Genomic DNA, 26283 nt, shown 5'->3' with positions numbered 1-26283 from the left:
CGTCCATCACCTCTTCGAAAATTCCTAAAGCTCATACAATAGAACCGGGCAAAGATTGTTCTCTTTGCCCGGTCCCCGTTCTTACATTTCAGGCTCCATTACATTCTGAAGAATCCGGTACAGCATGACGGCTGCCTGCGCCCGGGTGGCCTGCTCCTGTGGAGCAAACTGGCCTCTGCTTAATCCTTGGAGCACACCCGCACTGGATAAACGGGCAACCGCAGGCCCCGCATAGGCAGATATATCACCCTCATCCGAATATTCCGAAGACGACTGGGATGAGATCGGAGCATTCACATAAGATAAAGCCCGGTCTAACATCACCGCGATATCTTGTCTGCTGATCGGTTCGTTCACGCCAAACCGTCCATCCTCGTATCCCTGGATAATTCCAGCTTGCTTCGCTGCTGCCACAGCCTCCTCATACCAGGCTCCGTTCACTGTATCCGTAAACCCGGATCTGCCGGTTCCGGCCTTCAGGTCCAGTGCCTCGGCCAGCAGTTTGACGAACTGGGCACGGGTTACCGCCCCTTCCGGCTGATACTGCCCAGGGGCCATGCCCTCAATGATACCTCTGGCTGCCAGATTCAGAATTGCATCCCCGGCCCAGGACACACTGCTCAAATCATTGAAATGCACATCCGATTCCAGAACCGTATAGACACCGAGCGGAGCAGCATAGAAGGTCAATATGCCTCCGTCTCGATCATAGCGGCTGTTTCGGATGACATGCAGAGCACCATCTTCATTCACGGAAAACGCCACAATGGTCTCCGGGTTCTGCCCGGCTTCCATCTTATAGTCCAGTTCTACGGCTCCCACTACCGGTGCGTTATCACCCGTAACAGGCTTACCGTCAATCTGCAGCTGCAGATCATATACAGTTCCGCGGCCGATCCGCTCCTTTACAGAAGCCGGGAGATCATCCGGTGACACGGCGGACACCAGCAGCGTCAAATGATTTGCACCTTTTGCTGTCTTCATCAGTTCATCCGCTGATACCGTCACAGCAGCCAGGCCGAGGCGGAAAGAGATCTCTTCAATGTTTCCGGCCTCCAGTTCCGCAAGCAGTGTCTTGACAGGAAGCTGAACGGACGCTTTCTTCAGAGAAGGCTCAGCTTCCGCCGAGGTGGTCTTGACTCCAATCATGATTTTGCCGTCCTTTAGCTGCTTCAGCACCTTCAACAGATCCTCAGATTTCACTTCAATCTCGAGTTGGCCTTTGCTGTCAGGCTTGAGATCATATAGGATTGAACCTCCGTTAACTGCTCCGTCAGTTCCAGCCGCCGCAGGCGGATTCGTGATGACAGGCGGCGGCCCTGCCGGAGGAGTTACAACTGGTTCAGTTGGAGGCGGGACCGTTCCTGGCCGCTGCTCCCGGTTGATCCGAAGGGTGTACTCTTTGACCGTACCATCCTCGGCCTTAACTTCCAGTTTGATCTCATTCATGCCAATCTGCAGGGGCACCCGGATTGCGCCGGAGCCCGCTTCCGCCCCGTTCACCGTAAGCGATGCGTTATCGTCATACACGGATGCCGTGACGTTTACGCTGCTGACGCCATAGCCTACCTTTGCGCTGTATTCCTTAACATCTGGACGGAAAGCCGGGGTAAGTGTACCCGGGCTGACTTTAAGTGCAGACAGATCAGCATTCGATGACTTTTCTTCATCATCTCCGTCACTGTCATCTTCTCCGCGGACCACTTTCAATACGTATTCTTTCACGCCCGCTTCTCCACTCACCTGGACAGTAACCGTGTTCTCCCCTGCCTCCAACTGGACAACAGCTGGAATTCCACTCTCCGCGTCATTGCCGTTGATGCTCAGCGTAGATGATGGATCATACACAGATGCCGTCACGCTGATCTGGTACACATCCTGGCTTACGCTGGCGCTGTATGCGATCACTTCGGGATCAAAGGCCGGTGTCATTTCACCCTCACTCAGCTGCAGGTCAGCCAGATCCAGACGTCGATCCGCACCAGGCTGCTCTACGCTTGATCTGTCTTCGACATACGAGCCGAAGAACTGAAGCTCCGACAGATTCCCGAACCAGGAGTTTTGATTCACAATGCGGATATAGCGATAATAAGTGTCATCGTTTACGATCAGCCCCTGCCAATCCCAGAGAAATTTGGATTCGGGAGAGATCTTCTTGAAGGTCACTCCATCGCTCGAGCCGGCTACGTAAATGCCGATCATACGGCTGGCCAGATTCGTGGTCATTCTCGGTACAAGCTCTACACTGCTCAGCGAGACACCGCCTTGGCCAAAATCAAACTGATAGAACACATTGTTGCCGGAGCTGGACTCGTTGCGGATATCCACGAATGTCGATGTGTTTCCGTCAAACAGTCTCGGGCCGACCACCGCTCCAAGATCTGACGGCCGGTTGAAGGTCAGCTCCGCTTTACTCATGACATCAATCCGCTTTGAGGTGTCCGATACCAGCACCACAGACCCGTCTGTCGTACCTTCCATCGGCAGACCTGCCGTTTCCGTTCCGTTATTCCTGGAGTCCAGGTATTTGTAATTGATTTCAAATACCGCATTCCGGCTTGCATTCCATGCCGCCGCTTCCGGACTGAGGGTCACCGAAGCCGTGTAATGCTGATCATCCTGCTGGATCACTTCGGCATCCATACCGGCAATGCTTGCCGTAAGCTCAGTCAAAGGCTGCTTCGTGGTTATATCCAGCGTTATCGTGTCGCCTTCAGCGGCTTTTTTGACCGGAACCTGAACATTACTGCTGGCACCGCTCCCCTGCATATGCTGTGTCAATGGAGTTGCATCTGTACCGATGGATACGCTCTCGAGCCGGGTCGGGATTTCGGAACGCTCGCCGAAGATTCTAAATTCACCCACGCTAAGAAGGTAGCTTTTTCTCCCGTAAGTATTGGTGGTTTCTGTCGTCGAAACTTTAAAATACCGGTAGGCCTCGCCCAGGCGTTCCGGCAGCACGTTCAAGGTCTGGAGATCGTTGCTGTACTGGGCTTCACCCGTCAGCGGAATCCACGTATCTCCATCATCGGAGCCGTAAACAATTGCACCAGCCATGCGTTCGGGCCATATATTCCGAGGCTGCAGGGCAAAACTCTCAGGTGCAACCCGGAAATTCAATCCGAAATCCATCGTGAAATATTTGGACCACAAATCTCCGCTGAAGGTCACGGAGTTATTGTCCGTCAGATAGGCATCGAATCCGGTCTGAAGGGATGAACTCATCCGGCCGGGAAAATTTAGGCTGCCGTCGCTCAGGAGCGGGTTCAGAAGCTTCAGTCCATCCACGGCGCGGCCCAGCTCATCGAGAGCGGCATAGAACTCGCTGTCTGTCGACGTGTTCACCAGTCCAGACACCGTGGCATACACTTCCTCATAATGTTCGAGGGAACTCGATTCATAAGCGGTATCCGGGTTATAGTGGGAAGATACTTGATCCATGGCACCCTGCCGATCTGCGGCTACATTAATGTTCAGGCGCACGGCAGTAACCGACTCGCCGTCTGATGCAGCAACCAGACTTACATAGGAGCCCGCCTGCCCGGCTGAAGGAGTCCAGGTGAATGCTCCCGTCGAAGGGTCAAGCACCGCACCCGGCAGATCATCGCCCTGCAGCTCATATGAAATCTGATGTCCACTATTGCTGTCCGCAGCAGAGAAATCATATTCGATCGTACTGTCAGCAAACACGGTCAGATCCATGCTGTCGTTCGTAATCTTGTTAAAGACAGGCGGCGTCAGCGTTTCATCTGCTTTGATGTTCATGTAATCGAAATCCACCTTCGTACCTTCACCAACAATGTTAAAGTACGCCAGGAATGTACGGGTCGTAAATTCTCCGTACGAGACGTCATCCTGCCCCATATCAAAGGTTACATACTTCCACTCCTGATTTGTGTCCGGCAGTTCAAGGGTCTGGAAAGGCTCGGACTCCCGCTCTTTCTTCAGCTCCAGCTTGGCCGGGCCATCCGTGCGGATCTTCAACGCGACCTTCGCCGTGTCATTCCGGTTGATGAAGAAGATGTTGTAAGCCGCAAACATCGTGCCATTATCGCTCGCTGTTGTCCCAATATAGCTGATATCTCCTTCGGTCTCCGTCCGGATCAGCTCGGTTTCATCCACGATCTCGTTTGAGCCGTCGATAATGCTGTAAGTTTCATCCAACTGCAGGATGTACCGGTTCTCATGAGAAATATTGTCCTTCACTGTTCTCTCGGTGGAGTCCAGCGATTCAGCGGCTGCTTCTTCCGGAATGAATATCCACCAGTCTGCCCCGGTAAATCTCCGGACTACGTCCTCGTCAGAGCCTGCACCGGAGAAATAGAAGTTGGGCGCGACCCGGGTCTTGAATGCTTTGACAAAATAGGGAGCCTTCGCTTCCAGCTGCTCCTCTGAATAGCCCAGCTTGTAACGGTACACGTAGTACAGATCCCAGGCCGTCAAATTCGTATACAGAATCCTGCCTTCATACTCATCCGACACGATGGAATAAATTTTCGCCTGATGATATTCCGAAGCGGCCGAAGTTCTGACCGGAGTCCACTGGATGTCATAGCCCAGCTGCTTTTTGAGAAAATAATCGGTTCCCGCTAAGATCCGGTCGTCCAGGAACTCATACACAGACACTCCATCTCCGCCCGTGGTCACCGTACCATCCACAGGGTCTACCTTGGTGCCTTGAGATTCCAGCATACGGGCGAGAGCCACCATGTTCGACGCATCTCCATCGCTATGCGCCAGATCGCGCCCCATCTCCACAGCCTGCACGTAAGGGTTCACAGGCTGGCCGGTTTCATCATTCTGTGTCACCATCCGGTACAGCCAGTAGATGGAGCCTGTGATGTATTTATCCGGGGCTGAGTCATTGACGGTAAACCACTCTACCGCCTTCTCATAATTTTCTTTGTCATTCTTAAAAATGTAAGCAGAAAGGGTGCCGTACAGCGGATAATTGTGCTGGTTCATAAACTTGTCGTTATAATCCAGAAAGGTCCTTACCGCTGGATCAATGACATTATTGGTGAACTTTTCTGTGTCCTCCTCTGTCCACTTCAACTCCTCTGAAGAACTGGTATAGCGGAGAATCTCCGCCGCCATAATCATCATGTAGAGCGGAATACCGGTGTGGATATGCGAATCGGCAAAATATTGATATTTATCCGGATCCATCTGCTGCCACAGCCTTAAAATTCTCAGTGCATTCGAGCGATAGGTTTCGTTTCCGGTGATGTAGTATAACAGGGCCTGTGTGTATGCCCGAGATCCATCCCTTGACGCCATATCTTTAACATTGCTGGCATTATAAGCGTCGGTCCGCAGGGTTACGCCATCCAGAGAAATGCTGGATACGAACTGAGTTTTCGCCTCATCGGCTTCCAGCATGGCCGTATAGTAGCTGTACCATGGCTCCTGCATATTCTGAATCTGCGTTCTCATATTTTCGAGTACTTCCTTGGTGGCACCTATGCCGGGATGGACGAACCCTTCCTCACTGGTCACGCTGATAATATCGACGGCTGCATTCAAGGTGCTGGACAATTCTTGTACGTCTCCTTCCTGTGCAGTGCCTTCATTCCCTGCAGCGGCGATGGCTGCCGGTAGTCCTGCTTCATCTGCAGATGCTGCCGAGACGGATACCGGCACAACCGATACAAGCATAGCGATAATGATCACGATGGAGATCCATCTCCGTGGCCGTTGTTTGTTCATCGTTCCCATGTCCTGATACTGATTCATTCCTTCCTCTCCTTTTCCAAGAAATATAAATGCTGCCTATCAAACCTCACGGTTATTCCGGTTACGGAATACATTTAAGGTATAGCGCTTACACTACTTCGAACTGACGTCATTCACCCCCTTATATGACTACAGATAATTGGCCCTTCAGGTCACTCGGATTTTATCACTCACCTTATCCTGAATAGATGCAGTTATTTCAGCTGTAATAGCAGTTTTTTAAGATGTTCATAATATTCCTATCGTTCTTTCAATCCATAAAATATCTGCAATCAGTTGTTATCTGAATTAATTTCATTTTTTCGCGACACTAGAGCTTACAGAGACCTCAAACGGACGCTGGACTCCACTGTTCCCCGCGGACTGTTCTGTGAGGAAATTCAGACAAACCTGATGCTCCTCTGTCTGCAATTCTATGCTCCCGTCCGGCTTGCGGGTCACGCCAAGCTCCCGTTTGCCCTGTTCTTTGGGATAGAGTACGGTCAGAAATCCGTTCCTGCTGTCCGCCACGGCCCGCACGTAATCCATAAGACAGACCCCCCCGCTCTTCCTTTCATAGAAAGGTGTCGTGCGGCCCTGTTCCAGCGTAATGGAATCCACCGGCCCCAGAAATACGGTCTCCAAGTCCACAGAATACGCACCCCGGGAGTACACCCGGCTGTCTTGTATCTTCGACTCCGCGGCAGCTACCGGGAGACTAAACAGCACCTTTCCTTCAAACTCCCGAATCTCATCACAGATAACATACAGGTCCGGTTCGCGGACATACGTTACGCGGCGGATATGCGTTCCGCTTCCGTGAGGATTTACAATTTCGATAGAAATGCTCTCCAGTTCTTCCCCCAGACTCACTTCCAGCACCCGGCTGCTCTTCGGCACGTCTTCCCAGCCTCGTTCCCGGCTGTAGGTGCCTGCAGACAAATTGATGGAGCCGCCCGCATCCTGTTCAGGGATCTCGCGTTTCGTCTCAAACTGAAGACATGCATGAGAATACGAACTGATGTGCCATGGCGTACTGCTGTCGAAATATCCCTCAATTCCTGAATCCATAACCAGCGGAACGGAGTTTTTATACAGGATGAAAGATCCCTGATCCAAATGTCCATGGGCGACCGGCTTCGGACTGGACATGATGGCAAAATAACTCTGATCCCGGCTGCCGAAGTTCTTGCGGAAAACCGTAATGCCCGCATCCGGGTACCCGGCTTCGGATTTCAGTTCAAGCTTCTGTTCAGGCTGATAGGTGTCTACCTTGGATAGCAGATTCTCCAGCACCACGCCCTCCGGCCCCGTCCTCTTGAACGGCCGGCCGGCCTTCACCCAGGTATGATACATCCGGTCTCCCAGTTCCTTGTCAACTTGAGCAATATCCGACAGGAACACGGCAAAGTACCCGAACTCTTCCCCTCCGCCCAGCGCATGATCTCCGAATGGCGGCGTACTGATCTTTCCATCAAAAAAATCGTATCCCGGGGTCTGCATATCGATACCGTAACTGAACATCCGGGTTAATGGCGTGGTTTGGAACCAGTCTTCACCGGTTACATTTTTCAGCACCTTGGCATATCCCGCGAACCGTTCGAGTGACGCGTGGTGGTAGCGGATGGATTCCGGCCAGGAGGCGTCAGGGTTCACATTCAGCTCCAGCTGAGCCTTCAAGATGGCATTCGCATTGTTCAGCCACGTCATGCGGTTCGGAAAATCCGTCATCGCCATCATCATCAATCCCGTGCCGGCACACATGTCGGTCTGCCAATTGCTGCAGCCCCGCTGAGCCTCTTCAGGCGTCCATTCGGTCCGGTCCCTCAAATCCAGCAAGTAGCGCAGCATAAATTCCACCAGTGCATACAGCCGCTCCTTCTCCTCTGCGCTGAACACATCGGCCGAACGAATCAGCGAATAGCTGGCCGCCATGACGGACATCATCCGCCCGCCCTGCACTGCTCCATAGGCGTCGCTTCCTTCCGGGCGCAGATTGGTGACGAGCCAGTGCTCTGCCCCTTGAGAAAAGTCGTTCAGGGTATACAGCATAGCCAGTTTGACTTTCTCGGCATAGCTTCGGTTTCCGGTCACGGCATACTGGATCGCATCAGCCTGCATGGCCAGCTGAAAACGGCCGCCGGGAATAGAGGACTTCCTGTTGAAGAAATACGTAAACTCACCCGCGGAACCGCCCTGTTCATCGAAGAACGAGATGAGCACCTTCAATCCCTTCCTGAACTTGCCGTCCAGTTTGGCGGCGAATGTCAGGGTACAGCCGGTTCCTCCCTGCACATCAAACTTCCGCGTATACGTCCACGCTCCCTCATCGTTAGGACCCGGGTTACAAATATAGAGTGAACGGTTCTGATGGTTACCGGTACTTCGGGATGCCTCTGAAGACGGATTAACCGGACCGCCACTGCCGCCTCCACAGAATGGATAGCGCTTCTCCCACATGAAGATCGGCTCGCCTTGTATCGGCTCTGCTCTCCAGCAGTCCGGCCCCTCTTCCCCTTCGTCGAAGCCCCCGTTCTGGATATCTAGACTGGCACCGCTGGCCGTGAGGATCTCCAGATCGTCGATCCATACATGCCCAAGGCCATCCTGCTGATTCTCCTCTGCCGGAAGAATAAAAGACAAAGTGCCTTTCACGGCACCGGATGGTACCTTGAAGTTGACGATTTTATCCGTGGAGCTCCACAGATAGAAATGCCGGTTCAGCTCCTCGTAATCAGCTGGGCCGTTCAGCATGCCGCTAACTGCCCGCTGCAAATCCTCTAATGTATACATTTCGGTCAGCTTTTTGATCCGGTCATACTGTGCGCGGACCAAAGGCTGGGAGGTTACGGCTGTCTTCAAATCCTCCAGTCCCTCCACAGTCAGATATAAGGAAGACTGCGGATCCAAATCTGTACGCAGGCGCCGGGACTGCCGGAAACCACGCAGGCGATTATAGACATCCACAATCCTCCGGGCCGCTTCATCTCCGCTTGTCACCGGTTCCAGCATTTCTATCGCCCGGCTCAGCGCCTCCATCGATCGCTCCAGCTCCGCTGCCAGCGCAGCGTCATACTGTCCGACAACGTTCCCGGTCTCTGTCTCTACCAGAAGACTGCGGGCCTTCTCCAGCACGAAGGCTGCCTTGGCCGGGAGACATTCAGCGCCGTTCCGCAGTACATCCTGCTTCTCGAACCATTCCAGGGCAGGCTCCAGCCCATAATAGGTAAACACGGTCCGGTCCTCAGCAAATGGAGGCACCATCGTATATCTTTTTGATGCAAACTGAATATCTTCATCCTCACGCGGGACAAGAAACTCCCGGTTCCGGACGAAAGGCTGCCCGCCCTTTCCCTCAAGTGCAGACTTCGCCAGCTGCAGTGAATCGATGAGCGCAAGCTTCGCTCCCTCTGTAAAGAAATCTCCTCTGGTCTCCAGCAGCGTCTCCGCTTGTTGAATGAGCGTCCGAAGCTTGGCCGGATGCTGTATGTCCGATGTCATATCTTCATTCCGCCCTTCTGGATAGAATGTAATTAACAGTTACCTGTCTAATAGCTGTGATGGCAAGTGTTCTTACGACCGCTGTTGTCTCCAAAATGCTTGAATTTATGTTCCATTGAGGCATTTCGGAGACAAAGCTTAGGCTTACGATGCTAGCTTTCCTTTGGAAAGCTTTCAGGCGGACGCTACCGCTTCTTCAGAATCACTTGTCACCTCCGCTGTAGAGGGTAAAATCTTAATTACATGTCTATAGATTTAATTTGGCTGTACTGCTTTCTCGGCGCAGTACGCGGCCTGCTCCATCCGTCTCCGTAACCACGAGACGCGTGTCCGCCTGCTCGGCATCAAAGCCGGTGACACTTAAGGTCTGGACTCTTCCATCCGCAAGTCTTACCTCAACCTCATCCGCGGAGCTGGCCCGTGCCGAACGAATGACCGGCTGTTCTTCATAAGGCTCAATGACCGTGACAAATCTCGCCGTTTTCCCAGTACTGCGGGCACTCAGTATTTTGCGTCTTTGCGTTTCGTCTCCGAGCGGATAATCGCCGCCGATGGACGTCACCAGACGTGCAGCTCCTATACCGCCAAGGTCCACGCGAATGACGCCTTCGCGCTCCGTATTCGCCGGATTCGCCGGGATGGCCCGGTTAAACGGCTTGAGGTGGAGCTTCACAGGTCCTCCGAAATAATCAACGCCAACGCCGCTGCCCGGATCCGTATTTTCTGTCACCAGCGGCAGATCTGCCAGATACACGGTATCCCCGGATTCGGTAATTAGATGGGGATCTCCCCAGAAAATAGTTTTCTCCGAGGTTTTCGGCAGGCCGTTGTCTCCAACACCCTCCTCTGTACGGACACGCAGCTCCAGAGAGCGCACGCCTTCAAGAGGCAGATCAAGATCATCCCGGCCGAAGATCCAGGCACCAAATTTGCCTTCGGCCAGCACCTTCCCGTCCCCGATAATCTGATAATACAGACGCTTATCCACCTTATACATTTCAGGGTCATTGCCGACCATAAACTCTGCCTCAGGCGGCCACAGGGTGTAATGGTCAATCGACAGAGGCCCCTCCTCGTTGTTTACCGTACGGTTTGCACGGTGATCGTACTCCGGACCAAAACCCGTCTTGAATCGCGCTTTCACTGGCCCTTTCGTGTCATACCACTCGCAGTCTGTAATAAACTGGGCACTGTTCAACGGATCAGTATCGAACTGCTCGGTGCGCCGTGCAAGCTGCAGCTCTTCCCCCTCCAGGCCAACCAGCCCTTTACAGTGGAACAGACAATCGTATTCATGCTCCTGCTCACCGGACACATAATCGAACAGGACAACATAATCATCGGTAACGACGGTTAATCTCCGTCCCAGAACCGTCTCTGTAAAGCCTGTTCGCTTCGAATACTCCGGTTCGTTCTGTGGAACCGGCATCCAGCGCCCTTCATTCCAGGCCCGTTCCGCGAAGGTACTCTCGTCTTCAACCCGCCATCCCCCGTACGGCGGATAAGACCATCTGGCCTTGTTCTCCACCGCGCAGGCTTGAAACAAACTGCCTGTGTGAAACAAGAGCCGGCTTCCTTCGACGGGATCCTGCTGTTTCCGGTCCACCACCACCATGTTATGAGTGATGGAAGTCTGGACGTAAAATTTATACATAAAGGTATGATAGCTGTACCATATGTTTTGGGGATTATAGAAGCTTCGGCCGTAACGCATAATGGACAGCAGGCTTAAACGGTCATAATGGCCATGCGCACCTCCATGTGTGCCGTACTTGACTACAGCCTGAATCTGTTCCCGAGGTTCCCGCTCTTCCGTCTTCGACCGCAGTACCGCCACGCCCGCATTGTCCGCGCAGGAGGATGTAAGATACATCTTGGAATCGCTGGAAGCAGGGTTCGGAACAGCATACAGGAGATCCCGGTCTTCCAGATTACAGCTCAGAAGAACATCCGCATACTCCGGTTTGCGGTAGAGGTAATAGGCCAGATCATAGCGGCCGTCAAGATACCCTCTTTCGGAGATGCCGGGCAGCTTCGATTCCGCCGAATCATTAATACCGAACAGAATTCCGCGGTAATCGGCAAAGGGAAGCAGACTGTCCCACAGCTGGGTGATAGAGCGGTAATTCTGATGTCTTGGACCCCAAACCTCCTGGCACAGCCCGTCGATTTCCGACTTGCGTCCAGGTGTGATCTGATCAGAGTATTGGGCTGGCACCCACTGATCGGCAAGGTTCATGCCCCATGGTATGCAGCTCTGCACAACCTCGGTAAACAAGCCGGCCGACATCAGGTTATAGCCCACGGAGCATTCAAACCACCAGCCGTCATCCAGCGTGCCTGTCGACAGATGATCCGTGAAGCCGCCGGTACCGAACAGGAACCGGTTCATTCTCTCCAGATCCTGCAGCGCCTGGCTGCAGTACAGGGCACCGATCATTTCGCCAATCGTCCAGTTCGAAATATCTCCCAGGGACAGCGCATAGTCGATCAGGTTCATAAACAGACGGAAGGAATGCTGGACATGATGATGATCTTCGACTGTCAGCAGATCCGTATCCGCCAGCAGGTCGTACACCACCGCTGCATGCTTGAAGAACTCGCCTTCATGAACCAGCTCCTGGTGACAGGCCTGCAGAGTCCGCGGGTATCCCCTTTCCGGGTCCACCAGCTTCCTGAGGAAAGCTGCCGCTTTTTCCGCGAGTTCTCTGCGGCCAGACAGCTTCCAGACAATCACTGCATTCTCCGCCTCGTTGGCATGATGGCTGCGGAACAGGAAAGGACCGGTTTCAAGATCAGGCACAATCCAGCGGTCCGCACGCTGTTCATATTGTTGAAACAGCTCCTTGATCCAGTCATACTCCTCGATATTGCGTCTGACCTCATCCCATCCATCCGGCGTATGCTTGATATAAGGATGAGGAAGCTTGCGCAGCGTAATCAGGGTCAGCTGTTCTGCATGTTCTCCCCGGCCTCCCGGAGCCAGTGTGAGTTTCTGTACCTCATGACCGCCCGGGGCCACACGTTCTGAAACTTCAACCTGTATTGAAATCTCCTGCGTCCCCCAAGGTTCAAGCACACACGATGCAGGTTCAACATTCACCTGCATACATTCCCAGCCGTATTTTTCCCGGGAGATCACTACCGGCAGTACTTCACCTGTACAGTTATGTAATATAACCGGATAGCTGGCTGTTTCTCCCGCAGAAACTGCCTGTGAATAGACCGGGGTCTCTACATATAACGCAGGTCTCCGTACAAACCGGATTTGCCGAATGGAGACCGTGCCGCGTTCCTTCGCATCCTGGTCCTTGAGGGACAGCCGGACCGAACGGACAAACTTCCATTTCCCGGACAGCGCCTTGTCATCGTCAAAATGACTCAAAGGAAATGTGATCACGCTGACACCGCTTCCGTTTCCGGCAGCCAGGCATCTGGAAGAAATGTATTCTGTTTTTTCCGGCAGCGGACTTACATCTCGCAGCAGACCTACTTCGGCCTGCAGCTCTACCACTTGGTTCTGCGGCAGCTCAGCCGTGATCTCCAGCGCATACCAACCCCGTAGATCCACACTACATTCGTTACGGCTGACGAAACCGTGCTGCACCCAGTGATTATCCAGATGAATGCCTGGATATCGCAGAATGACAGCGCTTTCTGATTCAAGCTTCAACAGAGGTGCAGGCAGCGAACCTTCCGCTGCCTGCGGCTCCAAGCAATCCCATTTCATGACATCGATCATCGTTAATACAGTCGAAGTTTCATTCACGGTGACACTCCTCACATCACGAAATTACAGCCGGTCATACACCGGATAAGCTGATCACTGCTTCCGGTAATACCTCCGGTACTCCTTCGGCGTAACGCCAAAAGTCTTCTTGAATAAAGAACTAAAATATGAGGTGCTGGTCATCCCGACCGCCTCCCCGATGTCTGCGACTTTATCCGCTCCCGCCACCAGAAGCTCTGCAGCTTTTTTCATACGCAGGCTGGCCAGATAATCATTGAAATACATACCGGTCTCCTGCCGGAAGATATTCCCGAGGTAATTGGGGGTGAGATATACCCGTTCTGCGATCGTTCGCAGACCGATATCCCGGTCATATTCCTGGTCGATTATTCCGATGACCGTCTGTACAATCGTGGTATCGGATTTTCGCTGTTTCTCTTCTGCCTTGTCCGTCAACATCATCAGCCATCCGCTCAGTATGCCTTTGACCTGGCGGAAATGCTCCAATTCGTGCAGAGATATACGGAGTTCCCACAATGAATCCTTGATATCGTTCAGACCGGCAAATTCCTCGGCCATCCTGGAGGCAAGCCGCATGATAAAATCCTCTACATATGCCGGATCAAGGCCTTGGTTGTGCGACAAGTAATGAAGAGTCCGGTGAACGGCGGCCTGGACCTTGGATCGGTCCAGGCCATTTACCGCAGCCCGGATGTCGTCAGACAGCTTCATCAGCTCTTGCTGGATCTCTGCTTCATGCGTGCTCCATTGATCCCGCCGTCTGACGACTTGAGCATATTCCAGTTCTTTAAGCTCCCAATAAAAACCAATATACTGCGTTAGAACCGCTTCTTTATAACTGCGCCGGATCTCTTCCGGGCCCTGAACCCGGCTTCCGGCGTACCTTACTTCAAAGCCTTCACGGGCTGAATTGTGAAAACCTGCGGCTGGATCGACGGACTCATACCTTGCAATGCCAACGTTCACCCCTTCATAGAATTCCATCAACCACATTCCGCTGGCGTTGAATTTCAGTTCAGGTTCCTTCCCTAGAACAAAAACCTGATAGGAATATCCGCTTAACGCAGCGTAATCCTCCTTCTTCCCGCCCAGAATATCGAGAAAATACTGTCTGGAGTGCTGACGCTCTCTATGATCCAGCATCTCGGATGTCATCCGGTCCATCATCTTACGCAGCTCCGATTCTTCAATCGGCTTGAGCAGATAATCGTCGACCCCCATCTTTACCGCCTGCTGTGCATACTTAAATTCGCTGTACGCGGACAACAGGGCAATCTTGACGGTCTTGTCGGATGCCCTTATTTTCTCAGCCATTGTGATTCCATTCATGATCGGCATTTTAATATCTGTCAGCACAATATCCGGTTGAACGGACCGGTAGAGCTCATATCCCTCCTGACCGTTCGCTGCGGTTCCGGTGATTTCAATACCGTAATCCGTGCGCCAGTCGATAAAATCCATCAGCCCTTCCCGGCCGGCCCGTTCATCGTCAACTATAATCATCTTCATCACTGCGCATGCCTCCTTAAGCCTGTAGAGCGCAGCCCTTGAACATTTTAATTGACCGCTTTGCGTGCTTCGAACCAGACTTTCGCGGCTTCTTCCTCAAAGGCTACGACATCATCGTACCCCAGGCTCTTGGCTTTTTGGATCATTTCTTTTTTGAGCGCTTCAAACTCCGCATCGTTCTTGGCGTAAATCATCTTCCAGGACAGTTCCTTGATGATCGATCCGACCTGATCGCGTTTTACAGCCAATTGATCGTCGAACTGAAAGTTCGGTACAGCTACGACCGTATAAGGAGCAACCATATCATTCTTCACCATATATTCCTTCGCGGACAGCGCACCGTCATAATGCTCCGTCCAATTTTTATCCAGCAGCTTGGCGTTATCCTCCAAATAGGATTTCCAAGCTGTTTTGTTCATTGGCGCATTGAACACCGGACTAATCACGTTCTGATCCAGAGCCGCTCCATTGAACATCATTTTCAGCGTATCGTCTACTTTTCCTCCGCCCCATTCTTCTGGAACTGCCGTTTCGTAAGGTGCATTGCCAAGATCCGTTACAACCGGCTCGCCGCTCTCATTCACATCCCAGAACAAGCCTTGAGGTCCCAAATGATAACCCAGTGCACCCTCATCTGAATAGAAGAAGTCCAGAAGCTTGAGTGCTGCTTCCTTGTTCTTGGTGCTGGATGACAACGCCCAGAACCAGTTGCTGCCTATCGTAGCAGTCTTCGCTTCAGCAGCTTTAAGCTCGGCAAACGGAATCCGCTTGTAGCCTTTCCCCTGTTCTACCAGCTCCTGATTCATCGGGTTGAAATTCAGGTTGCCCATATAGCCGAATAACCAGATGGCCGATTGTCCCTTCTCCGCTTTCTTCAAAAAGTCCGCCCAGGTCTGGGATACGGAATCTTCGTCCAGCATGCCATCTTGATAAAACTGATTAAACCAATCCAGTGATTTCAGATAATAGCTGTCTTCTGCCAGCAAATTCTCGATTTTATCTTCAGTGGCATGCGGCATAATGAAGTTATATCGGTTCACACCATCAGTGTTCGAATATCCGTAGGCTTCAGCAACTTTGGTTGCCATACCGACCGAGTTACCATCCCATTCACTGAACAGGGATAATCCATAGAAGCGGTCCCCGCTCTCTGTGGTTGGATGGTCTTTGACCATCTGTTTAATCACATCGTAGAAGTCCCAGTACTCCTTGATTTCAGGTGTACCCAGCTCCTCATAGTAGTCGTATCGCAGCGATGGGATTACGACCGGATCCAGCTTATGCACTTCATTCGAGGTGGCAACTCCTGTAGGAATGCCATACACGCCATCGAAATTGTTCATCATCCGTTCCACAGCTTCTTCAAACCGGGCCACATTCGGCATACTTCCCAACTCCTCGTTCAGATCCACAACAGCTTCGGCATCGATCGCTTTCTTGAAATCGTCTGCCGAGGTGAACAAGATCAGATCACCCAGATCACCGGTAGCCAGCTTGGTTTCGAACCTTGAAGAGCCGCCGACACTGTTCGGAACCACGTTCAGCTTCACATTCACTTTATCCTTGATGAATTTGCCCATATATCCATCCACAGGACCTTCATAGGTGGCGGATTGCGTATAAATGCTCAGCTCTGGCGTGCCCTCACCGCTCTCTCCTGATTTCCCTGAATTGCAGCCAACTGAAGCGATCAGCAGCAATGCCGACGCTCCCCAAAGTCCCGCTTTCTTAAACATGCTCATGTTCATAATGACCTCCCAGATATATTTAGAATGATAGATATTATCCTTTAACAGCACCGATCATAATGCCTTTAACGAAGAAACGCTGGAAGAACGGGTATACGAGAAAGATAGGAATAACTACGATCATCGTCACAGTAAGCTTGATCGACTGTGCCGTCTGCATGTTTGCACTCACTTCTTCTCCGGATACCGTGCCGGAATTTACGATATTGGCGAGCGCGGTTGCCTGGCTGAGATAACGGTACAGCACATACTGCAGGGTGTGAAGGTCTTCCTTCGTCACATAGATGACCGTGTCCATAAAGCTGTTCCATTGTCCCACAGCAGAGAATATGGCTAACGTGGCCAGAATCGGCATCATCAGCGGAAAGGCGATCTTGAAAAATACCGTCCCGATTCCTGCCCCATCCATCTCGGCAGATTCCTGCAGCTCATGCGGAATGCTGTTCTCGACATACGTTTTAACAAGAATCATATTAAAAGCCGATACCATACCTGGAATAATATAAACCAGGAAATTGTCCAGCAGTCCGAGTTGATTAAACAGGAGATATACCGGGATAATCCCGCCTCCGACATACATTGTGGTAATAAAGTAGCGGTACACAAAGGTGCGCATCCACATTTTTCGCTGGGTCATCATAAATCCTAGGAAGCCTGATACCAATACGGTAAGCAGCGTGCCGATGACGGTTCTAAGCACACTGATCATAAGCGCATGATAAATATTCGGAATTTGAAGGACCTGAATATAGTTTCCGAAATGGATCCCCTGCGGGATAAACCGGATCATCCCCCGCGCGCTCAGCACATTGTCACTGATGGTATTGATGAAGATATAATAAAACGGATACACACACAGCAGCATAAATGATATAAAGAATAAATAGTTAAACACATTAAATACTTTTTCGCTGGGGCTGAGGTTTTCTTTTTTGTCACCCTGAAGCTTGCTGCCCTTGTTAAGCTTAATATTCATTTTCGTGTCAGACATTAGAATATCGACTCCCCTCTCAACGTCTTGGACAGACGGTTTACGCTGAACAGGAGGGTCAGGCTGACAATGGTTTTCAAAATACTAATGACGGTAGCCAGTGAGAAGTTGCCTTTCAACAATCCGATGTTGTACGTATACAGATCCAGCACCTCGATGGAGCTTTTGTTCATCGCATTCGAGAATACAAAGAACTGATCCATGCCTGTGTTGATCATATTGGCAACGGCCAGCAGCAGCAGTACGAAGAAGGTTGGCAGCAGACCTGGTATGGTAATGTGCCACACACACCTGAATCGGCCCGCTCCGTCAATTCTGGCAGCTTCATACAGATCTTGCGAAATCCCGTTAATCGCCGCCAGGTACAAAATTGCGCCCCATCCGAGTCCCTTCCATATTTCCAGACCGACCATCTTGAGCCAGATATGATCCGAGCTCGCCAGGAAATTGATAGGTTTCTGAATCAAGCCGAGATCGATCAGCAGGTTGTTGACCACGCCGCTGTCCACTGCAAGCAGGGAGAAGACGACGGAGTAAACCAGCACCCAGCTGATAAAATGCGGAATGGTCGTCAGCGTTTGGACAATTTTACGCATCCGAATGCTCCGAATCTCATACAGCAGAATGGCAAATGCCATCGGCAGAAATGAGAATAACAAACTGAGGAAGCTGATCCCGAGGGTGTTCTTGAGTACCCTGAGTATCTCATAGATCTGCTGCTCTGAATAAACGAGCATGCTGAACCATTTAAAACCAACATAATCCATTTCAAAAATGGATCTTCCCGCCCGGTAATCGACAAAGGCATAGAGCCAGCCCCAGAGCGGCAAATAAGCGAAGATAAAGGTGAATACCATGAACGGAACTACTAGCAGAAACAATTTATATTTAGTCTGGATCAAAAGATGCCCCACTCCTTTCTGTCTGGAACCAAGGTCCGCTTTACGTTATGAAATAATCACCCCTCTTTATGTAATCGCTTTCTTTTATCTGGTTTTATTCTAGCATCCGCTTTCATTTTTATTATTTTCAAAAATCAACACTTTGTTAGGTAAGCAACACAGATTTCTATTTCAATGGCTTCTTCATTGGGGTTGGTGGGCAGAAGTGGTTTACGCCAAATGCAAAGAAAGCCCCTCCGTCGTGGAAAGGAAGAGCTTTATCTGTCGATATAGGTTGATCAGGCCTTGTCGTCATCCAACACTCCTGCTGATTCTGGATTTAAGGAACTTGACCGTTACCATGGTCCCCGCTCCTGTCTCACTGAAAAAATCGAAATCGGCATCAAGCCCGTAGTAAGAATGCAGTGTTTTCTTTATGGATCTCAGCGAGAAGCCGTCTTCTCCGTCAAATGCCTGTCCCTCGTTAATGCGCCGAACCGTCTCGGGATCAGCTCCCATTCCGTCGTCAGCGATACGAATAATAAGGTAATCCGGGTCCTCGCGGACGGTCACCTTCACCTTTCCCCGTTCATTGGACAGCACGCCATGCTCTACAGCATTCTCAACCAGAGGCTGCAGCAGATTGCGGATGATCTGATACCCGTCCGTCTCCGCATCCACCACAATTTCATAATCCAGCTGATCAACAAAGCGGCAGCGCTGAATCTCCAAATAATGACGAAGCAGCTCCAGTTCCCTCTCCAAGGCGATGTAGGTCTCGCCTTTTCCCAAAGCCAGACGGTAATAGCGGGCAAACAGGCCTGAAATCCGTTCTGTATCACGGGCTTTCTCTCTGCGTGCGGTCCAGGATATCAGGGCCAGGGTATTATAGAGGAAATGCTGGCGCATTTGCGACTGGAACGCCCCCATTTCCGCCTCGCGTTTATCCTGCTCCGTCTCTTTGATAATCTCAATCTGATCGTCAATCCGGCCCATCATTTTGTTAAACCGGTTCGCCAGCAGGCCGAATTCATCCTGACTGTCGGTTACGATCTGCGGCGTGACATTGCTCTGATTGACACTGCTCATGACCGCGACCAGCTGCTTCAACGGACGGAGAATATAGTCTGTCATGAACAGAATCACCGCAGCCAGCACGATGAGGGGAATAAAGAGAATAAAAAGGCTTGTCCGTATATAACCGCCAAAGTCGAGCTGGAAGTTTTCTTTCGGAATGCTAGCGAGCACCAGCCAGGGTGCGTTCGGAATCCAGTTCATCTTGACCATCAGCGGTTCTCCCTGTACTTTCTGGATCTCCGCCACATCCGGCTCAGGCAGAGTATGAAGAATCCCGCTTGAGATGACCGATTTCTCCGCCATCTCCCGGTTGGAATAAATAGCTCCGCCTTGCTCGTTCACGACAAAGAGTTCCACCTGTTCGCTCGCCATATCCTGCACGGAGCGAAATACCGCTTCGGGCCTGATGACCACGTCCAGCCAGCCTCTTAGTCCTGAAGTTTTACCAGACACACTGAGCGGAATTCTGTAGAAGATGTTTCCTGATCCATTGTCCTGCTGCTCCATATGCCAGCCATAATTGGCCCGGGGGGAGGCTGTGATCCGGTTGAATGTCTCCAGGTCGACCTTGGGTTGATTGAAATACGTTTCCGGGGAAACCGTAAATATATTCTTTTCCAGATACACATGGACTTGTTCAATATTTCCGGTCTGGGACAGCAGGCTGCGGAAGATTTGAACACAGTCAAACTGAAAATCAATATTGGCATTCTCATGTTCGAAATAGCCGACCGCGTATTTGCGTAAATACTGCTGAAATGTCTCGTTAAATACCAGCGTATTGGCTGAAGAAACCACGTTGGCCAGCTCGTTCTGCACGCTGCCGCTGCTCTGCGACACGTATTTGCCCACCAGCTCGGCCCCCTGCTTGCGGACCAGATCGGCAGAATGAGTGTACAGATACATATTGGAAACAATAAACTGAACGAGCAGGACCAGGGAACACAGCCACACAAACTTCCAGCGAATTCTCATATTCTTCCAGCGGTTCTTTAGATTCATGGATTGACCTCCGTGGTGATATCTTGTTGCTTCACAGCCTGGCGACTCCCAGACCATTTCTCTATCAATCCAAACCTAATTCCACATGTCTTTACATAATCCTTCCTCAGGACCCTTTTCCTTTCGCTGATAACGTATCACGTAAAAACCCTTGCTCCTTAGCCACGGCTAAAGGAACAAGGGTCTGATCATGGTGCGATGATGATTCTATCGTTAACACTCACGAGCCATTTTACAAGCAGCAGATTACAACCGGGTCAGCGTATTGTTCCGAATGCACCTTCCAATCCGCCTTGCCATCCACAAGGGAAGCCTCAATGATGGTCTTTCCGCTCAAATGAAGTTTGAACGAAACATTCCACGTTTTTGGCCATGCGGGAAACACGTATATAACGTGATCCTTCTGCTGAACCAGCATATCCTGCAGGCCGATCATACCGCTTCCGCCCCAATTGTGGTCAGGAACCCAATCATGTCCAGGCCCCCAGAAAGCCGGAAATCTTCGGCCGCTGTCACTCAGTTTCCTGCTGTTAATCTCCACCGCTTCTTCCACCAGACCCAGCCGGGCGGTGAATATGCCGTCCTGATGCCAGCTGATATGGTGTTTCTGCTCTTCCGGAGCTGTTCGCCAGGTGTGAATAGCACGGTCCAGGCTTCCTCTGCCGATCCCCTCTAATGCATAAGGGAAAACCGGGTACAGCTGCGGAAGCTCGCAATTGATAATATGTGTCCAGGCATAGGCTGGTGCAATGCGCTCCTTCCCGTCGTGAATTTCAGTCTTATAATCGGGAACCCGGCTGTACAGCTCTTGATAGTGCTTGCTGTCCACATATTCATCCAATCGGGATAATTCCGTCAAAATCGCCTTCAGGCCGGAGATCACATCGGTTGGATTCAGTGCATCCTTATAGGTCTCGAGTGCCGTCGACGGAAAAATGACCAGCTTGCCGTCTGCATCATAAGGACTCTCCGCATTCAGGCGGTGGATCTGCTCATAATGCTCGAAGAAAAAGGTGACGCAGCTCTCAATAAACGGGATGTACTTGCCAATGTCATTTCCCGTGTACCGATAATACTGGATAATCATGAACGCGAATTCTACTTGTGTGATGTACTCATACCGGATCCATGCACTTCGCATTTCGGTACGGTCGAAGTTCTTCGGCCTCAGATGCTGCAGATCCTCCGTCTCCTGAAACCCCCAGTTCCAGCCGATCGGCAGGCCCATATTCTCTACCTGTTCGGTAAAGGAGCAGCCCCGGTGGCCCCAATACTCCAAGGTCCTAAGTTCGGCATTATGGAGCAGCCTGCGGTAAAATTCAAACTGCGGAGCCATCATGTCAAAGTCACCGCTCTTCAGCATCGGCCAGTACACAAGGCGCTGATTCTGTGCTGTGAAGCTGCCGCCTCCCCATGCGCGGAAATCCGGAGTTTTCCCTTCGTGCTCCGGACCTACGCTGTACGCAGGATCAGCAATAAACAAGCCGCCGTTGAATTTGGTAGGGTACGCTCCATATGCATTACATCCCAGCATATACCGGAACAGCGCATAGTTTCTCGCGAGCTGAAATCCCGTGTTCTGTTCATCTGCATAGGGCTCAATATCGATAAAACTTCGGTTCCAGAAAGCATCCCACCATGCCCTTGAGCGTTCGGAAGCCGAAATGTCCTGCTCCGCTTCCCGGCTCAGATCTTCCAACCGGCTCTTCCACTCTTCAACTGAAGGGGTCTGCTCTGTGTGGAACGCGATCATAAAGTGATGCTTCTCGTCCGGCACAGAGGTATAGGCATAGCCCTCATAATCCACTCCGGCATAAGAACCCAAGGTACGCTCTTTGTATTTCAGTGTATCCCCGAACAGTCTCCCGCCAAAGATGAGGTTCTGCTGCGGGTTCATCAGCTGATCCTTAATCCCGTTCAAATGCTGCAGGTTTACCAGAAAATCGAAGAGCAGTTTGTCGTTTCGGTTTTGGTGATAAAAGGTCAAGCTCTGCTCTTCAAATGCAACCTGATCGGGGTAGGTAATGACTTCACCAGGGTAAGCGACATAACTTGCCGCAGCCATACGTTCATTAGGAGGCAGCGCCCTTTCCTTAAACCGCCAGTTCTCGTACTGTACGGTTATCCCAAGCCGGGATTCCGACTCCATCTCCACATGACACACGGGTCTTGATGTATCGAACCAGATGTTCAGCTCGAACCTTTTGCCTTCAATTCGGATTCGGCCCTCTTGCAGCATCAGCTCCTGCACAAACAGCTCTTCAAAGGGGTTGTCGTCAAAACGGATCCGAAACCGCCCCATTTTCAGCATCTGATTGTTCTCGTCAAAACTGCCGCTCCGGTCGATATAGAGGAGCACTTCATTGTTCTCCACCCACACATTCGCTCCGGTATCAAAACCACCGCACGGCATGCTCTCACCGGAATTTCTGCTCTGGGAGTCCCAGCGTACATTATACTTGGTGATGTCCATAGCTTAGGTCCTTTCATGCTCTGTCATTTCCCGCTGCTATTATTTATTGATCGTAGAGTTGTCATAGGAGCTCTGCATAATTTCCAGGTAACGCGCCAGATTCAGCGATTCCAGACCTTTGATGTATGCATCCCAGTCTTTATCCAGGCTCTTGGCTCCGGTTACGAACTGCAGCGCATTCTGGTCGATGTAATCCTTGATATTCGTCCGCATCATGCTGGCTTCGTCCACAATCTCCGGATCTACCCACAGCGCCCAATGAGGGAATACACTCTCTGGCTGTTTGCCGTCATAGAGCAGCGTGGCATTATACAGGCGGCGCTCAAAACCGTCCGCTGCGTAAATGTCAGTGCCTTGGACCTGTGCATCCCGCAGTTCTTTATTCTGGTTGTATTGAGCCAGCGCTCCCCAGCTGTCATTCAGAGGATCACTTCCGCGAGGCAGAATAATCTGGGAGTACAGCGGTTTTGCCTCATCGTTCAGCGCCACTTCGCCCTCTTTCGGTTTACGCCAAGCGGAGTCTTCCTCACCGAAGATTCCCTTCAGTGCTCCTTCTTGGGTATAGATATAATCCATCATCTTGACGGCTGCAACCTGGGCTTCCTCACTGGCCTTGTTCGTCAGCACGAAGGTCGCTCCCGCCTCTACCGGATAATTAAAGGTCGCATAGCTGCTGTTAGGACCCTCCAGAGGAGCTATCGGATTGTAGTCTTTATTGTACTGGCCGTCTTCTCCCGTGTTAATGAAAATAGCAGGATGCATTCCAGCTCCGGCGCCAAGCAGCGGGGCATCAGCATTGTCGCCGATTTTCTTGAAAGCTTCCGCATTCTGGGTAAATGCGCCCGGATCGATCAGCCCCTCATCATACAAGGATTTAACATAGGTCAGACCTTCTTTCCATTCCGCCTTGTTGGCCGCAATATCAACCTTGCCGTCATTCATATACAGGTACGTGCGGTCATCATCATAGATAAAACCGTTCATCAGAAATGGAATGATGTGAACGCCGAATTCCTCAACCGACCCGCTGAGCGGCACTTCATCCGCTTTGCCATTGCCGTTAGGATCCTGAGTTTTGAATGCTTTCAGCACATTTTTAAAATCTTCGGTCGTCTTTGGTTCGGAAAGTCCCAGTTTATCGAGCCATGTGGTATTGATCCACATTTTGTTCGGGTAGGAACAGTGATAGCACTCGTTCAAGCCGGTTAATCCGTAGATTTTCCCATCTGGCGCCGTGTTCATAGCCTTGTAGTATTCATTTCCATCCAGTGCCGCCTTGATGTTCGGAGCATGCTGGTCAATCAGATCATTGAGTGGGAGAATGACACCCTGCTTGCCGAACCGGAGGAGGTCGGTTTGGGAGAAACGGTCGACCCAGGGAATGAGCAGGAACAATTCCGGATAATCCCCGGAAGCCATGGAGATTTGTCTCTTCTCCGCTGCGCCGTCAAATGGCACCGTGGTCCATTTGAACTGAATATTGAATTGTTCCTCAATCAACTTCGTGAACTTGTTGGTCTTCAGATCCACATCCGAGTCCTGATGGGAGAACACACTGATGGACACTTTGCCGTCTCCGCCGGCTTCACTGCCCGGACTACCCGCGTTATCTTTACCTTTGTTACCCGAAGTACATCCAGCCAGCACCAGAGTGAAGATAAGAACACAAATTACAAATCGATTCATGGATCTTCTCATTTCACACATCCCCCTTAGATAGTTTTGCTTTCTCACCCTTTAACTGAACCGATCAGCATGCCTTGAACAAAATACCGCTGCACGAACGGATAGATGATCAGCACCGGCAGACTGGCCACCACAATAAGTGAGTATTTCATCAGCTCTGCCAGCTGCTGCTGCTTGATCATATCGGCTGCATCTACACTGGAGCCGTTACCCAGAATCAGAACACTGCGTAAGATCAGCTGCAGAGGGTAAAGCGACTGCGTTTTCAAATAGATCAAGGCATCGAAATAGGCATTCCACTGACCTACGGCATACATGAGGGACAGCACCGCAATGATTGGCTTCGAGAGCGGGATGATGACACTGGTGATAAACCGCATGTCACTGCAGCCATCAATCTCTGCCGCTTCGGACAGCTCGTCGGGGATCGACGATTGAAAAAAGGTACGGGCAATGATTACCTGCCATACCCAAATGGCGTTCGGAATCAGCAGCGCCCAGCGGGTATCGATCATACCGAGTTCTTTGACAACGAGATAAGTGGGGATCAGCCCTCCTGAGAAGAGCATGGTGAACGTGATGAAAATCATTAGAGGACCCCGCCCGAAGAATGTCTTCTTGGAGAGCGGATAAGCAATCATGATGGTGAGACTGACACTGATCAAGGTACCGAATACAGCGTAGAATAAAGAATTGGCATAGCCCATAAGGACCTGGTCGTTTTGGAACACAGCCCTGTACCCATCGAATGAAATTTCCACCGGCCACAGCCATACTCTCCCTGACGCTACAGCAGCAGGGCTGCTGATGGATGAGCTTAGGATATACACCAGCGGATACAATGCAATAATCAAGACAACCGTGAGTATCAAATACGTCAAACCGAGAAATATACGGTCACTCCGCGATTCCCGGATTCCCCTGCGAAAAGCAGCTGATTGACTGACTCCGTCACCTTTTATGGCAGACATCTCATTCCTCCTCTCTTGAATGGTCCACTACCATAGACTCGTAGTTGACACTCGTTTGGCAATGGAATTCACAACGATGAGAAGAACTAGATTGATCACTGAGTTGAACAAACCGACGGCTGTCGCGAAACTGTAATTGGCGTTCAGCAGTCCAACCTTATATACATACGTTGCGATAATCTCGGAAACCGGAAGATTCAGCGGGTTTTGCATCAGATACATTTTCTCAAAACCCAGCGCCATGATATTTCCAACACTGAGAATCAGAATAATGACTGCGGCCGGCATAATGCCCGGAATGTCTACGTTGAGGATTTTCTGGAACCGGGATGCGCCATCCACCTTCGCTGCTTCATACAGCGAGGGGTCAACTCCGGCAAGGGCTGCAAGATAGATCACTGCGGAGTAGCCCATGCTCTGCCACACATCCGAGAATACGTAAATGGTACGGAACATGCCTGTATCTCCCAGAAAATTCACGGAATCAAAGCCCAGCGCATTGCCGATGAGGTTAATGATCCCCAAGCGAGGTGACAGAAACAGCATCAGCATGGAAACCATGACTACGGTCGAAATGAAATATGGGGCATAAGTGATCATCTGCACAGTTTTTTTGAATCTTCGGCTCCTCACCTCATTCAGTGCAAGCGCTAACAAAATTGGAATCGGAAATCCGACAGCGAGCGAGTAGAATGAGATAATGAGCGTATTCTTGATCAATGTAGCGAAGGCAGGGTTTTCGAAAAACAGCTCGAAGTATTTGGTCCCTACCCAAGGGCTCCCCCAAATCCCCTCAATGACGTTGTAGTCCTTGAATGCCAGTACCGCATTGAACATGGGGATATACTTGAAAATAATAAAGTAAGCAACCGGCAGAATAATCAATAAGTACAGCTGCCAGTGTCTCTTTAAACTTCGCCTGGCAAGGTCCCGCATGCCTGGAGCACGCCTATGAACCTTTACAGGCATCGGAGCAGA

General features: G+C 51.1%; 12 protein-coding genes. All 12 read right to left on the bottom strand.

The genetic code is table 11. From position 1 onward, the window contains the following. Positions 1 to 81 precede the first annotated feature (81 nt). Positions 82 to 5736: an S-layer homology domain-containing protein gene (locus HII30_RS04100; protein WP_169503752.1), complete on the bottom strand. Its 5655-nt coding sequence runs from the start codon at positions 5734 to 5736 to the stop codon at positions 82 to 84. A 294-nt stretch (positions 5737 to 6030) separates the two neighbouring features. Continuing rightward, positions 6031 to 9216, bottom strand: coding sequence for a heparinase II/III domain-containing protein (locus tag HII30_RS04095; protein WP_169503751.1), 3186 nt, complete (start codon positions 9214 to 9216; stop codon positions 6031 to 6033). A gap of 247 nt (positions 9217 to 9463) precedes the next feature. Then, positions 9464 to 12985 carry a COG1470 family protein gene (locus HII30_RS04090; protein WP_343045062.1) on the bottom strand — a complete coding sequence of 1174 codons (3522 nt, stop codon included), beginning with the start codon at positions 12983 to 12985 and terminating at the stop codon, positions 9464 to 9466. A 54-nt stretch (positions 12986 to 13039) separates the two neighbouring features. Then, positions 13040 to 14476, bottom strand: coding sequence for a response regulator (locus HII30_RS04085; RefSeq protein ID WP_169503750.1), 1437 nt, complete (start codon positions 14474 to 14476; stop codon positions 13040 to 13042). Between the two features lie 47 nt (positions 14477 to 14523). Beyond that, the gene (locus HII30_RS04080) at positions 14524 to 16218 is read right to left on the bottom strand and encodes an extracellular solute-binding protein (protein WP_169503749.1); all 1695 of its coding nucleotides are present in this window, start codon (positions 16216 to 16218) and stop codon (positions 14524 to 14526) included. Positions 16219 to 16258: 40 nt separating this feature from the next. Beyond that, a complete protein-coding gene (locus tag HII30_RS04075; protein WP_211184427.1) occupies positions 16259 to 17215 on the bottom strand; it encodes a carbohydrate ABC transporter permease in 957 nt (318 codons plus the stop codon). Further along, on the bottom strand, positions 17215 to 18117 hold the full coding sequence (locus HII30_RS04070; protein ID WP_211184426.1) for an ABC transporter permease: 903 nt from the start codon (positions 18115 to 18117) through the stop codon (positions 17215 to 17217). Before HII30_RS04070 ends, HII30_RS04075 begins: the two co-directional genes overlap by 1 nt. Positions 18118 to 18408: 291 nt before the next feature. Then, the gene (locus HII30_RS04065; RefSeq protein WP_169503748.1) at positions 18409 to 20175 is read right to left on the bottom strand and encodes a sensor histidine kinase; all 1767 of its coding nucleotides are present in this window, start codon (positions 20173 to 20175) and stop codon (positions 18409 to 18411) included. 232 nt (positions 20176 to 20407) lie between these two features. Next, positions 20408 to 22648 carry a DUF5703 domain-containing protein gene (locus HII30_RS04060; RefSeq protein ID WP_169503747.1) on the bottom strand — a complete coding sequence of 747 codons (2241 nt, stop codon included), beginning with the start codon at positions 22646 to 22648 and terminating at the stop codon, positions 20408 to 20410. Positions 22649 to 22687: 39 nt separating this feature from the next. Further along, complete coding sequence (locus HII30_RS04055) at positions 22688 to 24346, bottom strand: ABC transporter substrate-binding protein (RefSeq protein ID WP_169503746.1); 1659 nt, start codon at positions 24344 to 24346, stop codon at positions 22688 to 22690. A 32-nt stretch (positions 24347 to 24378) separates the two neighbouring features. Beyond that, entirely contained in the window at positions 24379 to 25305 is a 927-nt protein-coding gene (locus HII30_RS04050) for a carbohydrate ABC transporter permease (RefSeq protein WP_169503745.1), read from the bottom strand. 27 nt (positions 25306 to 25332) lie between these two features. After that, the gene (locus tag HII30_RS04045) at positions 25333 to 26187 is read right to left on the bottom strand and encodes an ABC transporter permease (RefSeq protein WP_169504072.1); all 855 of its coding nucleotides are present in this window, start codon (positions 26185 to 26187) and stop codon (positions 25333 to 25335) included. Positions 26188 to 26283: the final 96 nt, after the last annotated feature.

Origin of the sequence: Paenibacillus lemnae (assembly GCF_012933385.1) — a bacterium.
GTDB lineage: Bacteria > Bacillota > Bacilli > Paenibacillales > Paenibacillaceae > Paenibacillus_AQ > Paenibacillus_AQ lemnae.
The sequence above is the reverse complement of the archived record's forward strand: the minus strand, read 5'-3'. Positions and strand labels throughout refer to the sequence as shown.

What these genes read in the sequence shown, in the direction of transcription:
- HII30_RS04095 (WP_169503751.1), bottom strand. Translation starts at nt 9,216, where the DNA reads ATGACATCGGACATACAGCATCCGGCCAAGCTTCGGACGCTCATTCAA.
- HII30_RS04100 (WP_169503752.1), bottom strand. Translation starts at nt 5,736, where the DNA reads ATGAATCAGTATCAGGACATGGGAACGATGAACAAACAACGGCCACGG.
- HII30_RS04085 (WP_169503750.1), bottom strand. Translation starts at nt 14,476, where the DNA reads ATGAAGATGATTATAGTTGACGATGAACGGGCCGGCCGGGAAGGGCTG.
- HII30_RS04050 (WP_169503745.1), bottom strand. Translation starts at nt 25,305, where the DNA reads ATGTCTGCCATAAAAGGTGACGGAGTCAGTCAATCAGCTGCTTTTCGC.
- HII30_RS04055 (WP_169503746.1), bottom strand. Translation starts at nt 24,346, where the DNA reads ATGAGAAGATCCATGAATCGATTTGTAATTTGTGTTCTTATCTTCACT.
- HII30_RS04065 (WP_169503748.1), bottom strand. Translation starts at nt 20,175, where the DNA reads ATGAATCTAAAGAACCGCTGGAAGAATATGAGAATTCGCTGGAAGTTT.
- HII30_RS04075 (WP_211184427.1), bottom strand. Translation starts at nt 17,215, where the DNA reads ATGTCTGACACGAAAATGAATATTAAGCTTAACAAGGGCAGCAAGCTT.
- HII30_RS04060 (WP_169503747.1), bottom strand. Translation starts at nt 22,648, where the DNA reads ATGGACATCACCAAGTATAATGTACGCTGGGACTCCCAGAGCAGAAAT.
- HII30_RS04080 (WP_169503749.1), bottom strand. Translation starts at nt 16,218, where the DNA reads ATGAGCATGTTTAAGAAAGCGGGACTTTGGGGAGCGTCGGCATTGCTG.